Consider the following 12,713-nt stretch of genomic DNA (forward strand, 5'->3'; position numbering starts at 1 on the left):
ATATCTTTTTCATCTCCTTGGTCTTAGGAATTACGACACTTCTTTATTCTGTCTTTACTCTTTTAGTGAGAACAATTCAGAGTATTCGGGGCAAGGAAACGAAAAAGGTAGGCTTGACTAAAAATGCGCTCTCATTCATTTTGATATTCCTCTGGATATTGTCCTCTGCGGCGGCTTTATTCTTCACCGCCTTTATACAGTCTTACCAGGGTTTTACCAAGAAGGAATTGGTGGCTATAGTGCGCTCCACTCCTTTGGACAGCGGGGTCGATGGCATGAGGATAGAGCTAAAGCTTGTTAGGAATGGAGAAATAGAAAAAGCCCGGGAGTTTATGATTAGGGGCGATCAATGGTCTATCGAAGGCGATATCTTAAAGTGGAAAGATTGGCTGAACTTCCTGGGACTTCATACCATGTATAAACTCACCAGGGTGCGTGGCCGATATGTGGACACTCAAGAAGAAATCCGAAACATACCCACCGTTTATAGTCTGGTAGGTAATGAGGAAGACCCGGTCTGGCGCTGGCTTCATAAATACGGCCACAAGCTGCCCTTTGTTACCGCCGTCTATGGAAATACCGTTTTTACCTACCCTTCCGAGGAAAAAACCTATGCGGTTTACGTAACCACTTCTGGATTCATGATGCAGGTTGAGGAGAAGTAAAAAGAGAAATTCCTTTGCTTTCTACTTTGTCATTCCCGTGGAAACAGGAATCCAGTTTCCGTTAATAGAATTTTATTTAAATGGATTTACTTCCAATCAAACAACCGGTTAATTCGTGCTCATTCGTGTTCTTTCGTGGCTACAAATCACATCTTTTTCCTATCCCTTAATGCCTTGCCCAGAGTTATTTCGTCTATGTACTCGATGTCTCCGCCGACCGGGATGCCGTGGGCGATGCGGCTCACCTCTATTCCCAGGGGTTTGACAATCTTAGCCAGATAAAGCGCCGTGGCTTCGCCCTCGACGCTGGGGTTGGTGGCGATTATCACCTCTTTCACGTTATCAGATCTCAGCCTCTCCAGCAGCTCTTTTATCTTTAAATCCTCGGGCCCGACACCTTCGATCGGGGAAATGACCCCATGAAGCACATGGTATTTGCCGTTGAACTCGCCGCTTCTTTCTATAGCGATTAAATCGAGCGGCTCCTCCACTACGCAAATGGTCGTTTTCTCTCTTCTTTCGTCTCGGCAAATTTCGCAAGGCTTTTCCGATGTGAAGCTATAGCAGACGGGGCATAAGGATACTTTACTTTTGGTGTCCATTATCGCTCTAGACAGGCTCTCGGCGAATTCAGCCGGGGCCCTTAAAATATGGAATGAAAGCCGGGTGGCATTTTTTTCCCCTATGCCGGGGAGCTTACATAAAGCCTCAATCAGCCTGGAGATAGGTTCGGGAAGGCCTTTTCTTGTCATCATGCAATTTTTTAGCCACGGATTAACACGAATTTACACTGATAAAACGATGGATAATCATAGTGCACGAGGCATCTTGGGTAATTTATATATTTTTTACATGTATCCTACATCGTGTATCTTTAATCTTGAATCCTGCTTGCATTCATTCGTGTCTATCTGTGTCAATTCGTGGCTAAATTAGCGTTAGATAAGTCCCGGAGGAAGGCCAAATCCCGATGCCGCTTTAGCCACTTCTTCTTTCATGATCTCCTGGCCTCGGTGTAGGGCTTCGTTGACCGCCGCGGTGATAAGGTCCTGAAGCATCTCGATATCGCCCTCTCTTACGATTTCGGGCTCGATTTTTATCGATACGACTTCCCCTTTAGCCTTTGCCACCGCAGTTACCATCCCCCCTCCAGAGGTGGCCTCTACGGTTTTCTCCCCGGCTTCGGCCTGAAGCTTTTCCATCTGCTCCTTGACCTTTTGAGCCTGCTTCAACATATTCTGTAAGTTTCCACCAAATTTCATGGTTTCACTCCTTTTCCTTGGGTTTTGTTTTAACTACCCTGCCTCCGAAGATTTCAAGCGCATCCTTCACTATGGGGTCTCTGTGGATCTCCTCCCGGTTATTGGCGATTTGTTCCTTAAGGGGGGATGAATTAGCTTCTATTCCTGATGGGGCCTTTACCTCGATTTTAACCCTAAAGTCCTGTTCAAAGAATTCCTTTAAAAGGTTTCTCAGGTTTTCCATGCCCTCAGGACGGGAAAGGCGGTCGGAGTGAATTGAGGAGGAAGGGAATTCAATCTTCATCATTCCGTTATCGAGGTAGATTTTCTCTGCGTTCTCCAGGCTGGTTCCGGTGATGGGTTTTTTTGATTTTACGAACTTGATAAAGTCTTCCATTCCGGAGCCAGCAGGCTTTTTTTTGGTTCCCTCCGGTTCTATAGACAGGTCGACGGGGTCGGGTTCGTAGGAAGAATCCCTAGACTCTAAAAATTCCTTTACGTCTTTTTTGGAGGAATCGTCTGATTGGTGCGGAATGGGGTTGCCGCCGGCGATTCTCTTATGAAGGGCTTCGATTTTCCTGAGGATTTCCTCAAGCGGTACCGTAGTATGCAGTATGGCGAGCTTAATCAGCGTTGCTTCCAGGGCCATTCTTGGATAAAACGACCTGTTGACGTCCTCAGAACCCTGGAGCATGAGGTTGAAAAGAACTTCCAGGTTCTCCACACTTTGTCCTTGAGATAGGGCTTCAAGCTCTCTCTTTTCCTCATCGGAAAGCCCGGGAACTGCTTCCTTGCCGCAGGCTTTTATCACCAGGACGTCCCTCATCGTCTTTAACAGGTCTTCAGCAAATCGTCTGGGGCTTATACCCTTGTTGCTCACTTCGTTCAATATTTCCAGGCAGCGCTTGGGGTCTTTGTTGAAGATTGATTTTAGGGTTGATCTCAACAATGACCGGTCTAGTATCCCTAGAATCTTTGCCGCCTCATCGTGCTTAATTTCCAAGCCAAATGTGGCTACAAGCTGGTCTAGCAGGCTTAGAGCATCTCGAAGGCCGCCGTCCGCCTCCTGGGATATCAGGTATAAGGTCTGGTCGGGAATCTCTATCCCTTCCGTAGATATTACCAATCTCAACCTCTCTTTTATCTTCTCTGTCGGAACCTTCTTGAAATCGTACCTTTGGCAACGGGACAAAATGGTTACCGGGATCTTGTGAACGTCGGTGGTAGCCAGAATAAAGAGCACGTGTGGGGGGGGTTCTTCCAGGGTCTTGAGAAGGGCGTTGAAGGCGGACTGGGAGAGCATGTGTGCCTCGTCGATTATGTAAATCTTTGTTTTTCCGGAGGAGGGTAAGTACTTTATGTTCTCTATGATTTCCCTAACATCGTTCACTCCGGTGTGGGATGCGGCGTCGATTTCGATCACATCAAATGATTTTCCCTCGGATATCTCCTGGCAAAAGGTGCAGGTTGAGCAAGGCTCCGGAGTCGGTCCCTTCTCGCAGTTTAGAGCCTTGGCTACGATTCGGGCGGTCGAGGTCTTGCCTATTCCTCTAGGGCCGGAAAAAATCAGGGCATGGGCGATTTTGCCTGTAGATACAGCATTCCTGAGTGTTTGGGTGATATATTCCTGGCCGATAACATCATCGAATGTCTTAGGCCTCCATTTTCTGGCAAGAACCAAGTAGGACATTAGTCACCTTAAGATTTAAACCAGCTAGCCAGGTTTGCCGCAACGCTCAGGGGGTCTTACTACCGTTGCTCCCTTCCAGGCCTGGCGGGGTTTGCAAGTCCCTGCCGCACGGGCCTAGCTAGCTGGAACTTAGGTTATTTTTTATGTTTAGCCACAAATGAACACAAATTGACACGAATAATAAAGATACACGATTCGTAATACATAGTGCAGGATCTATAAAAAGTTTTTTGCTTGCAACGAGTATCGTACATCATGCCTTTGGTATTTAGTATTATAGTTTACCCTTAATCGATTTACATTAGTGCTCATTCGTGTTAATTCGTGGCTAGATTGCTTTACACACTGGCGGAGAGGGTGGGATTCGAACCCACGAGGGAGCTTTTGACCCCCTACACGCTTTCCAGGCGTGCACCTTCGGCCACTCGGTCACCTCTCCATTAGCACACGCTGAACTTGGAAAGAGATTGTAACATCAAGGGCGTATGTGTTCAAAAAATGGGTTCTACTGGTTATGTGGTTTTGGTTGGAAGTGAGGCGGGAGAATCACGCCTCACTTCCAGACCGGCTATTGTTGTGCTTTATACTCACACTTACAAATATCTTTCCTTATGTAGGCGATAACGTTCCAAATATCGTCGTCGGACAAAGCACCGCCCCAGGCCGGCATCAACGGTGATTTACCCACTGCCGCACCGCCCTCTTTGATTGTCTTGAATATGTGCTCGTCGGTGAGTGTGGATACGTAAGGAGCATCGCTCAAATCTCTGGGCTTTGGGTCGAGAGCTGCCGCCGCCGGACCGTCTCCCTTTCCCCCAGGTCCATGACAGGAGGCACAAATCTGGTCATACTTCTCCTTTCCCGCTGCGGGGTCGCCTTTTGTTTCGGCTTTAACAGCCGCAAAGCTTAGGTACAAAGAAAAAAATAAAGCTAAAACCAAAAGCGATGTAAAAGTCTTATTCATTGACGTTTCTCCTTTGTTGCATCTATTTTATTTGGTATGAATCTCCATTTGAAGATATGTATTTTATACGGTTTTCCAAATTTGTTAAGGAGCAGGCTAAAGGTTCTCTTACCAGGAACAGGATTGTGGAATAAGCATGATGAAAAGGTTAAAATAAGTTGTTAAAAGGAAAGCGGGTATCAAAAATCCGGATTGGATTCTTAATAATCTGTTTATTTGGTGGTGAGGTATGAAAACATTAGAGAAACTCGAACTTTCACCATAAAACGTTAGGAGGAGAATATGGGCTTCATAAATCTTTCCATTGATGAAGACATCGCAGTTGTTACTATTAACCGGCCGAAAGTAAACGCTCTCAATGAACCCTTGGTGGAAGAGCTTTATGAATGCCTTCAAAAACTAGCCGATAAGCCGAACGCCCAGGTGAAGGCTATAATCCTGACCGGTGTAGGTAGCTTCTTCTCTTTTGGCCTTGATGTTCCCGAATTTTTGAGTTATCCAAAAGACGCGTTCACCAGATTCCTGGCTAAGTTTACCGAACTGATAAGCTATATTTTTCAGTACCCGAAGCCGGTCATAGCGGCTCTAAACGGTCACGCAGTTGCCGGTGGATGCATGCTTGCCATAGCCTGTGATTACCGTCTTATGGTTTCCGATAAGGCAAAGATCTCCTTGAACGAGATAACCTTTGGCTCGTCGGTGTTTGCCAGTGCCGTCTCTATCCTTAAACATTGGGTCGGCGGAAGAAATGCAGAGCGTATTCTCTACTCCGGGAAGATGTATTCCGCAGAGGAGGCAAGAGGATTAGGGTTGATCGATGAAGTGGTATCAAAGGAGAATCTTGATGAAGCGGCCAGGAAGACGGCCAGGGACCTTGCCAGTAAGAATGGCGATGCGTTTCACAGTATAAAGATGCTTCTTAGGAGACCCGTGGGAGAGGAAATAAACAAGAGGGAGATAAATTCCATCCTGGAGTTCGTAGAAATTTGGTATTCTGAAAGCACCTGGGAGAATTTGGAGAAAATAAAGATCCGCGATTAAGTATCCCACTTTATCTGTTGGGTTCAGTCTGACCCCCCTGGGTTAAGGTTATTTATCAGCAAGAATTTATTCCTGATGGAGGTCTTTAAGGCTACATATATTTACGGAAGCCTGAAGACTTTCGTAACGTTTGTTAGATTAACGCTAACTAGGAATTTTTGGAATCTGCTTTTATCTTATGATTTTTTGTATGACCCGATGATATCCTTGACTGTTTTTACGAGTTCCTCTCGAGAGAAGGGTTTCTTCAGGTACGGATTTCCGGTCGACTTAATAAAATCGTTTATGATTCCCGAGATAAATATTATTTTTTTTGCCAGAGTTGGACTTAACCCTTTCACTTCCAAGTAGAGCTTATCGCCTTTCATTCGAGGCATATTCATGTTGGAGATTATTGCATCGTATCCATCTTTCTTTATCTTTTCCAGGCCTTCCATTCCGTCTCTTGCAACCTCCACCTTAAACCCTTCTCCCTCTAATATTTCCTTCACTAAACCGACAATGATTTCGTCATCGTCTACAACCAGGATCCTTTTCTTCGCGCTTTTCTTTCTTTTTCCTTTCTTTGTCATCTTTCCTTTACTACCCTTGGTTTTGGACATGGCAATAAGATATGGTTGGGTTGGACTAAATTGAATGAGACTTTAGTCGGATTTATCTTATATCACGGTATTATACTATATTATCAGCTTAAGCCTTTTTACTCTTTGCCGTTATCTTTTTTGATTTTCTATAAGCTTAATTCGGAATGTATGCTTATAACTTTTGTCTAGAGGTTAGGAGAATTATTTGTCCTAAACTAAGTTATATTTAGGGTTTCTCGTGAGCTAGAGCCGAGGTCTACCAAATTCCCCCTCCAGATGTGACGTATAAACCATCCGGCCAGGTCGAATATATTCGCAGCCAACTTAATTATGATCGAATCGGAAGTGGCCACCAGCTCGGCTTTTTTTAAAATGTAATCCGGGTTTTCTACTGTTTCTGCCTTGCCATTCAAGTCGTATTTCAACATTAGTTGATTTACCATCTTGCATAACTCACCGGAGAAGGATACCGGTCTATCAAAGTAGAATTCTATCCCTTCGAGCCCTAGGCCACCTATCTCTCGCAGAAGCTTGTCTAAAATCTCCTCTGTGAATGGGCTTAATTTATAGGAGCGGTGAACCGAGGCTGAATCTCTAACCACCCCATCTCTGGCAATAAAGACAAAATTTCCTTTTCGATAGGATTCGATGGTGATAAGTTGATTATAACCGTCGACTTTAAGTAGTTTCCCTTTTATTTGTCTCTCGCCCACTATTTTGTTTCCTCTGGCTTTAATTTCACCTTTGGTGAAAAATCCTCTGAAAAGCACGTTTCGCTCTTCGGTATTAAGTTGAAAATGGTTTCCTACTATCTCCAGGATGGAACGAGTAGAGTAGCCCCTCCTTTTTAAATAGAGGTAATCCCGGCTTGCGGCGATGACCTTTTCCTTATCAACCACGATTATATTCTCTACATTTCAACCATAAAATCAAAATAGAGCCTGAAATTAAAAGTCTATTTGAAAACATTGGGCCTATTTGAGACTGCTCTTCCGAAATATTATAATTTTGGATAGTTGATAATTGGGGGTGGTAATATGTTAGACAGGATATTCAGGAGGCAACCTCCGGATTATATCTCCCAATCTAAGTGGGTTATTCCTCGAAGGAATTTTGTCCCTGCCTATATTCGTTCCTATGAGACCGACAAACACATATTCGATGAAAAGGTAGAGCAGGCTCTTCGAGTGCTGGAGAGCTGTGAGGTTTGCCCGCGTAATTGCCATGTAAATCGGCTGGAAAACAAGACCGCTGTTTGTAGAACCGGCCGTTACGCCTATGTTGCCAGCGCCTTTCCACACTTTGGCGAGGAGGACTGCCTAAGGGGCTGGAACGGCTCGGGCACGATTTTCTTCTCTTTTTGCAACCTCAAATGCGTCTTCTGCCAGAACTTTGATATATCCTGGGAGGGAAACGGACAAGTGCTCACGCCAGGAGAGCTGGCCAGGGTCATGATTCATCTCCAGGAAACGGGCTGCCATAACATAAATTTTGTCACCCCGGAGCATGTTGTCCCTCAGGTGATGGAAGCGATTCCCATAGCAATGGAGATGGGTTTGAGGTTGCCGATTGTATATAACACCAGCGCCTATGACTCTTTTCACTCCCTTGAGATAATGGACGGCATTGTGGACATATATATGCCGGATATCAAGTTCTGGGATAGAGATCTCTCCTTCTTCTATATGGCGGCAAGGGACTATCCGGAGGTTGCCCGGGCCGCGGTGAAGGAGATGCACCGACAAGTAGGCCTGCTTAGGTTCGATGAAAACGGCCTGGCGCTCCGCGGTGTCCTTGTCCGTCATTTGGTTATGCCCAACCGGGTAGCCGGCACACGAGAGATTTTCCGTTTCATCGCCAATGAGGTATCCAGGGATACATATGTGAATGTCATGGACCAGTACCGACCGGAGGGCAGGGTTTTAAAGCTTCCCCAAAAATACAAGGATATTAACCGTTCTACTAACCGCGCCGAGTATGAGGAAGCGTTGAAGATAGCCCGGGAGGAGGGACTTCATCGCTTTGATGTCCGCTGGATGCATTGATTTTAATGTCTTCAGGTGACTTGCTAGAATCTAGCTTCTAATCGTATAAGCAAGTAGTTCACTCGGCCAGTTCATGTCAGGCTTTCTTGTTATCTTTGTGTGTTTGCGGGATTCATGATTTAGGCTTTTGTAAAGAACGCATATACTTCGACCAGTATAGGTATGCTGTTCCCTACAACTAAAAAACATTCCGACTACCGGAAAGGCCGGTCCGAGTTAAACGAGGTGATTGGTAGACTAACCTCGCTAGAGTGACAGTTTCATATTCTCTTTAGAGATTGTGAGAGTATGAATATATGTTACGAGATGGTAATCTCTATCCCATGATCAAAAAGTGGAACCTAGTCAAATCTGAGAAGCTGAATTTTTATAGGGTTTTCTCTACCAGAAGGGATATAAGCTCTTCTCCGGTGACTGGAAAGAGCCACGATTTTTATGTGATCGAAGCTCCTGACTGGACGAATGTGGTGGCGATTACACCAGAGCGGGAGATAATTTTGATAAAACAATATAGGCACGGGGTTCAGTCTCTTACCCTGGAAATTCCCGGCGGTATGGTCGACCCGGGTGAGACCCCGCTCGAGTCGGCAAAGCGAGAGTTACTGGAGGAAACCGGCTATATATCCGATGACTGGATTTTTTTGGGGAAGGTTCACCCAAACCCGGCGATCCAGGATAATACCTGCCACACTTTTCTGGCCAAGGATGCAGTAAAGATTAAAGAGCCGAATTTTGAGGGCACGGAGGATATAGCTTGCTTTGTGACGCCGGTCGAGAGTATTCCGAGCTTGGTTGCCGAGGGCAAGATTACCCATTCACTGGTCATTTCCGCTTTCTATTGGTATTACCTGTATAATGGGTCAAGGTGAAATGAGTTTTTTCTGTAGGGGCGACCCGCCGGGTCGCCCCTACTATTGATTCTTTATCCTTTAACAAGAATAATATATTCCCAACCTAAACAAGGGCAGGTGGCGGAACAGGCAGACGCGGCGGCCTCAAAAGCCGCTGAGCTTCACGCTCGTAAGGGTTCGACTCCCTTCCTGCCCACTCCTAAAGTTGTTAAGCCACGGATTAACACTAATGTACACGAATGAAAGGATAGAAGATACATGTAAAAAGTTGCTAATCATGTGTCCTGCATCGTTCGACTACCCTCACGAAGAAGCCTTGCATCCTGATTTATTTAAGCTTAGTAGAAATCACAGTAACACAAAGAGCGGCGATTAGATAAGACAGGCTGCCGGCTAGCGTCGTGAATGTAAAGCCTATCCCCACCCCTATAATGACCGCGGCTATCGAGCCGAATACGGACATAATACCGTTTAGCCCCCAGTAGAAGGGAACCCCGGTTTTTAATAAATTGCTTACTACCCGGATTCCCAGCGGAAACGGCATTCCCATCAGAAGGCCGAGCGGGAATAGTAGGATAAAAGTGACAGCTATCCTCGTTTCGATAGAAAAGGGAAGGAAAATCTTAATGAGAAATGGCAAAGATAATGCATATATTGTGGAAATAAGAAATATAAGCAGGCACACCATACCCATCCGTCTCAAGAGGGCTTTTTCTTCAAAGCGGCCGCTCAAGTAACTGCCTATACCGCCGGATAGGAGGAGAGAAAAAAGTATCACCGATAGAGTGAAAATGGGGTGTCCCAAAAGCAGTATGAATTTCTGGAGTATGGATATTTCTACCAGCATGAACCCAAGGCCAAGCGCTACAAAGTAAATGACAAGAAGCCCGCCTTTTAATCCAATCATTTCATTACTGTAGGAAATGGAGAAACCGAAAAATAACAGTGTAGCTATGACCGGTATCAAAATGAGCTTCATCAGATAGCTGGGAATCCCGTATGGCTTTTCGATGGCAAAATAAAATGGGCTATCGTCTTTGACCGGGTCGACTTTGTGGTCAAAATAAGCATAGAACTGGTCTGGGGTAATCTTTCCACCGAAAAGCTCCTGGTAAGGGGATGAAGAAGCAATATGCGGAATATGAACCGGATTATACTCTGACGATAGATTCTTTATTCTTAGGCTCTCTTCTTTTGAGAACGGCGTCTTTTTCAGCATGAAAATCATCTGGGTAGGCTCGTTCTCTCTTGGCCTGTCTTCTAATAAAATCGCAATATGATTTCCGGCAAGCTTAGGTGGAATTCCGTAGTTCTTCATCATGGAGATTGCATTAGAGACCAGCCTGGGGATATCTACCTGCCATCTTATGAAGACCAGTATTCCGCCATCGGTTAGATGATCAAAATACTCTTGAAACGCCTCGGTGGTGTAAAGATAGTTTTCGGAAAGCGCCAGACCTCCTGATGAAACCGACGCCCAGGAGTCAACGAAGCTAAGTGAAATAATGTCGTACTTATCATTCGACCGGCTAATGAAGTTCCGTCCTTCGTCCAGGACTAGGTTAACATTTTGGTTATTGTAGATGTTTCCCGCTTTCTCGCCGTAACTTCTGACGAAATCGACTATCAGTGGGTTAAGTTCTACCGCAGTCACGTTTTTACTTCCGGCTACCAAAGAAAGGAGGACATCCACTCCACCGCCCGGCCCGATTATGAGGGCTTTCGGTTGTTGCCTGAGGTGGAAGGGCATATACCGGAACCAGTCCGTAGCCTCTTCGGAAATGCTTTCTGTATTACCGTCCCACCTGACTACGTTAGTCCAGGCGTCCGAGTCAATATAGATCCTGGCGATATGCGGAGGGTCGAATCCCTCGACGCCGTCGATCCTGGAGTAGGAATTCCATCCGGTGAAGACTATATGGAGCCCGGGGTCCGACTCCATGTGCTGGTATAAGCCTTTGGAAGGGGCTTTTTTAATGGTGAGTATCTGAAATTGACCGTTCAAGACTATTAAAAGAACAATAGTAAATATAGAGGCTAAAGAAAGGTAGAAGGTTTTCGTCTTGTAAAACTTGGGGTGATGTGTGGAAAAAGATATTGAAGCCGCTCCGGCAAGCATCCCGATAAAGAGAGTGGCTGATTCTCCGCCCAGAAGTCCAAGTACTAAGGTAATGGCCAAAGCTCCAAAGGAGGCTCCTATCAAATCTGAAAAGTAGAGTTTCCCGATGAGTCTCCTAAAAATATCGAATGCTTGCCCAAGCGCAGCACCGGCAATGAAAAAGGGGACGACCGATGTTATAAAGTAAAGGCTCAGATAATCAGGAGTGGCTGGAAGGCTGATGATAATCCAGAGGAATAAAGGGATGGAGATGGAATATAGAAGCGATGCAGTCGCCAGCGAGCCGGGATTGGATTTTATAATCCCCTTTTCCTTAAGCACGTGGAGGAAGAATCCACCCAAACCCCAGCCGAAAAGGGCAACGGAGATGGCGATGAATGCGTAGTGATACCATATAGTCGCGGAGAAGATGCGCGTGAGCGTAATCTCCAGCATGAGCCCGGATGCCGAGATTAAGAAGATTCCGATAAGGAGTGAGGTTCGGTAGATTCCCCTACCATTTTTTATTTCTGGCGAATTGATTTTATCTGACATATATGACAGGACTAGGTTTTATTTTCTGTGAAGCAAGGCTGTATATCCTAATGTAACTTAGGGTTTTTAGTCAAGGATGTAATCTAAGCTTTAACGTGTTTATGCCAGCCACAACTGGTTTGCGGCTGGTTGCTTTGCGTTATTAAGAATCGTACAATGGGCTTACACTTTCAGGCATTTTACTCCTGTCTGATACCACCTGTTTATCTCTCTATTCTCAAGAACGCCTTTGTGCTTTGCCACATAATCAATAAACCAGTGAATTAAGCCATCCCACTCGCTGAAATCTCCGGGCGGTAATAATTCCCATCCGATTTCATCTAAAGTCCAATTGGATTTGATTCCGTTCCTCAACATTGATGTACAAACCCAATTGGACTCATCATTCGCGCCTCCTTTAGCAACTGGAAACACATGATCTATGGTGGGCCAAAGCTCCCACAAGAAAACATGACTGGCATCCATCTTCCAGGCTGGATGGTAAGGAAATTCTTTCGGTAAGAGAACTGTTAGAAGCATAATTGTTCCGGGATAAACGAGCTTTTGTCCTGAATAACGATCAATGAAGCCATCACGAATAAATATTTTGGTGCGCACAACATCTGTAATTCTACGTTTTGAGCGTTCAGTAATTTCAAAAGGATACTCTCGGCGTGCAATATCCTTCGCCTCCTGCTCATTTCCAGCAGACAAGGCAAAGCAAATATCTTTTATAATCTGTCCCTTTTCTCTAGTAGGCATTCAAAATATGCCTAACTGGTGATTATGCGGAATTATTTCCCCATAGCGTACGTAAAGGAAAAGTCATAAGTAAATCAGCCTCTAATATCTCGGCATAAGCGGGTCGTAGTTGATGGCCCACTCGTCTATTCCGCCTTTAAGGCTTTTCACCTTTTTGAATCCAAGGTTTCTTAAGAATGTGGTTGCTCTCAGGCTTCTTACGCCGTGATGGCAGTGTACGACTATCTCATCCGCCGTG

At 45.3% G+C, this 12,713-nt stretch carries 12 protein-coding genes, 2 tRNA genes and 1 other RNA gene; 5 read left to right on the top strand and 10 right to left on the bottom strand.

Going from position 1 to position 12,713, the window contains the following annotated elements:
- Positions 1-113 precede the first annotated feature (113 nt).
- Positions 114-665, top strand: coding sequence for a hypothetical protein (locus tag VNN20_05195; GenBank protein ID HWP91574.1), 552 nt, complete (start codon positions 114-116; stop codon positions 663-665).
- Between the two features lie 146 nt (positions 666-811).
- Here VNN20_05195 and recR read toward each other — a convergent pair whose 3' ends face one another.
- The 6 genes from recR to VNN20_05225 form a co-directional block, all read right to left on the bottom strand.
- On the bottom strand, positions 812-1,417 hold the full coding sequence (gene recR / locus VNN20_05200) for a recombination mediator RecR (protein ID HWP91575.1): 606 nt from the start codon (positions 1,415-1,417) through the stop codon (positions 812-814).
- 186 nt (positions 1,418-1,603) lie between these two features.
- A complete protein-coding gene (locus tag VNN20_05205; protein HWP91576.1) occupies positions 1,604-1,927 on the bottom strand; it encodes a YbaB/EbfC family nucleoid-associated protein in 324 nt (107 codons plus the stop codon).
- 4 nt (positions 1,928-1,931) lie between these two features.
- Positions 1,932-3,596: a DNA polymerase III subunit gamma/tau gene (gene dnaX / locus VNN20_05210; protein ID HWP91577.1), complete on the bottom strand. Its 1,665-nt coding sequence runs from the start codon at positions 3,594-3,596 to the stop codon at positions 1,932-1,934.
- A 22-nt stretch (positions 3,597-3,618) separates the two neighbouring features.
- Positions 3,619-3,717, bottom strand: an RNA gene (gene ffs / locus VNN20_05215) — signal recognition particle sRNA small type.
- Positions 3,718-3,942: 225 nt separating this feature from the next.
- Positions 3,943-4,035: transfer RNA gene (locus VNN20_05220), tRNA-Ser, on the bottom strand.
- Between the two features lie 129 nt (positions 4,036-4,164).
- Positions 4,165-4,560 carry a cytochrome c gene (locus VNN20_05225; GenBank protein HWP91578.1) on the bottom strand — a complete coding sequence of 132 codons (396 nt, stop codon included), beginning with the start codon at positions 4,558-4,560 and terminating at the stop codon, positions 4,165-4,167.
- Positions 4,561-4,842: 282 nt separating this feature from the next.
- Here VNN20_05225 and VNN20_05230 point away from each other — a divergent pair, with 282 nt between their 5' ends.
- A complete protein-coding gene (locus tag VNN20_05230) occupies positions 4,843-5,601 on the top strand; it encodes an enoyl-CoA hydratase/isomerase family protein (protein HWP91579.1) in 759 nt (252 codons plus the stop codon).
- 176 nt (positions 5,602-5,777) lie between these two features.
- On the opposite strand, the gene VNN20_05235 is transcribed toward VNN20_05230, so the two are convergent.
- Both VNN20_05235 and VNN20_05240 read right to left on the bottom strand, forming a co-directional pair.
- Positions 5,778-6,173 carry a response regulator gene (locus VNN20_05235; GenBank protein HWP91580.1) on the bottom strand — a complete coding sequence of 132 codons (396 nt, stop codon included), beginning with the start codon at positions 6,171-6,173 and terminating at the stop codon, positions 5,778-5,780.
- Between the two features lie 227 nt (positions 6,174-6,400).
- Positions 6,401-7,084 carry a DUF434 domain-containing protein gene (locus VNN20_05240; protein HWP91581.1) on the bottom strand — a complete coding sequence of 228 codons (684 nt, stop codon included), beginning with the start codon at positions 7,082-7,084 and terminating at the stop codon, positions 6,401-6,403.
- A gap of 138 nt (positions 7,085-7,222) precedes the next feature.
- Here VNN20_05240 and VNN20_05245 point away from each other — a divergent pair, with 138 nt between their 5' ends.
- The 3 genes from VNN20_05245 to VNN20_05255 all read left to right on the top strand — a co-directional run bounded on the left by VNN20_05245 (position 7,223) and on the right by VNN20_05255 (position 9,277).
- Positions 7,223-8,230, top strand: a complete 1,008-nt coding sequence (locus VNN20_05245) for a radical SAM protein (protein HWP91582.1) — start codon at positions 7,223-7,225, stop codon at positions 8,228-8,230.
- A gap of 296 nt (positions 8,231-8,526) precedes the next feature.
- Positions 8,527-9,099, top strand: a complete 573-nt coding sequence (locus VNN20_05250) for an NUDIX hydrolase (GenBank protein ID HWP91583.1) — start codon at positions 8,527-8,529, stop codon at positions 9,097-9,099.
- Between the two features lie 93 nt (positions 9,100-9,192).
- Positions 9,193-9,277 (top strand) — tRNA-Leu (locus VNN20_05255).
- A gap of 132 nt (positions 9,278-9,409) precedes the next feature.
- On the opposite strand, the gene VNN20_05260 is transcribed toward VNN20_05255, so the two are convergent.
- Positions 9,410-11,734, bottom strand: coding sequence for a hypothetical protein (locus VNN20_05260; GenBank protein HWP91584.1), 2,325 nt, complete (start codon positions 11,732-11,734; stop codon positions 9,410-9,412).
- 162 nt (positions 11,735-11,896) lie between these two features.
- Entirely contained in the window at positions 11,897-12,475 is a 579-nt protein-coding gene (locus tag VNN20_05265; GenBank protein HWP91585.1) for an HNH endonuclease, read from the bottom strand.
- Between the last annotated feature and the right edge of the window lie 238 nt (positions 12,476-12,713).

The organism is Thermodesulfobacteriota bacterium, assembly GCA_035559815.1.
Lineage (GTDB): Bacteria > Desulfobacterota_D > UBA1144 > Nemesobacterales > CSP1-2 > DATMAT01.

Excerpts from the sequence above, each read along its gene's own strand:
- VNN20_05260 (HWP91584.1), bottom strand. The coding sequence starts at position 11,734 with ATGTCAGATAAAATCAATTCGCCAGAAATAAAAAATGGTAGGGGAATC.
- VNN20_05225 (HWP91578.1), bottom strand. The coding sequence starts at position 4,560 with ATGAATAAGACTTTTACATCGCTTTTGGTTTTAGCTTTATTTTTTTCT.
- dnaX (HWP91577.1), bottom strand. The coding sequence starts at position 3,596 with ATGTCCTACTTGGTTCTTGCCAGAAAATGGAGGCCTAAGACATTCGAT.
- VNN20_05230 (HWP91579.1), top strand. The coding sequence starts at position 4,843 with ATGGGCTTCATAAATCTTTCCATTGATGAAGACATCGCAGTTGTTACT.
- VNN20_05235 (HWP91580.1), bottom strand. The coding sequence starts at position 6,173 with ATGACAAAGAAAGGAAAAAGAAAGAAAAGCGCGAAGAAAAGGATCCTG.
- VNN20_05205 (HWP91576.1), bottom strand. The coding sequence starts at position 1,927 with ATGAAATTTGGTGGAAACTTACAGAATATGTTGAAGCAGGCTCAAAAG.
- VNN20_05245 (HWP91582.1), top strand. The coding sequence starts at position 7,223 with ATGTTAGACAGGATATTCAGGAGGCAACCTCCGGATTATATCTCCCAA.
- VNN20_05250 (HWP91583.1), top strand. The coding sequence starts at position 8,527 with ATGTTACGAGATGGTAATCTCTATCCCATGATCAAAAAGTGGAACCTA.
- recR (HWP91575.1), bottom strand. The coding sequence starts at position 1,417 with ATGACAAGAAAAGGCCTTCCCGAACCTATCTCCAGGCTGATTGAGGCT.
- VNN20_05265 (HWP91585.1), bottom strand. The coding sequence starts at position 12,475 with ATGCCTACTAGAGAAAAGGGACAGATTATAAAAGATATTTGCTTTGCC.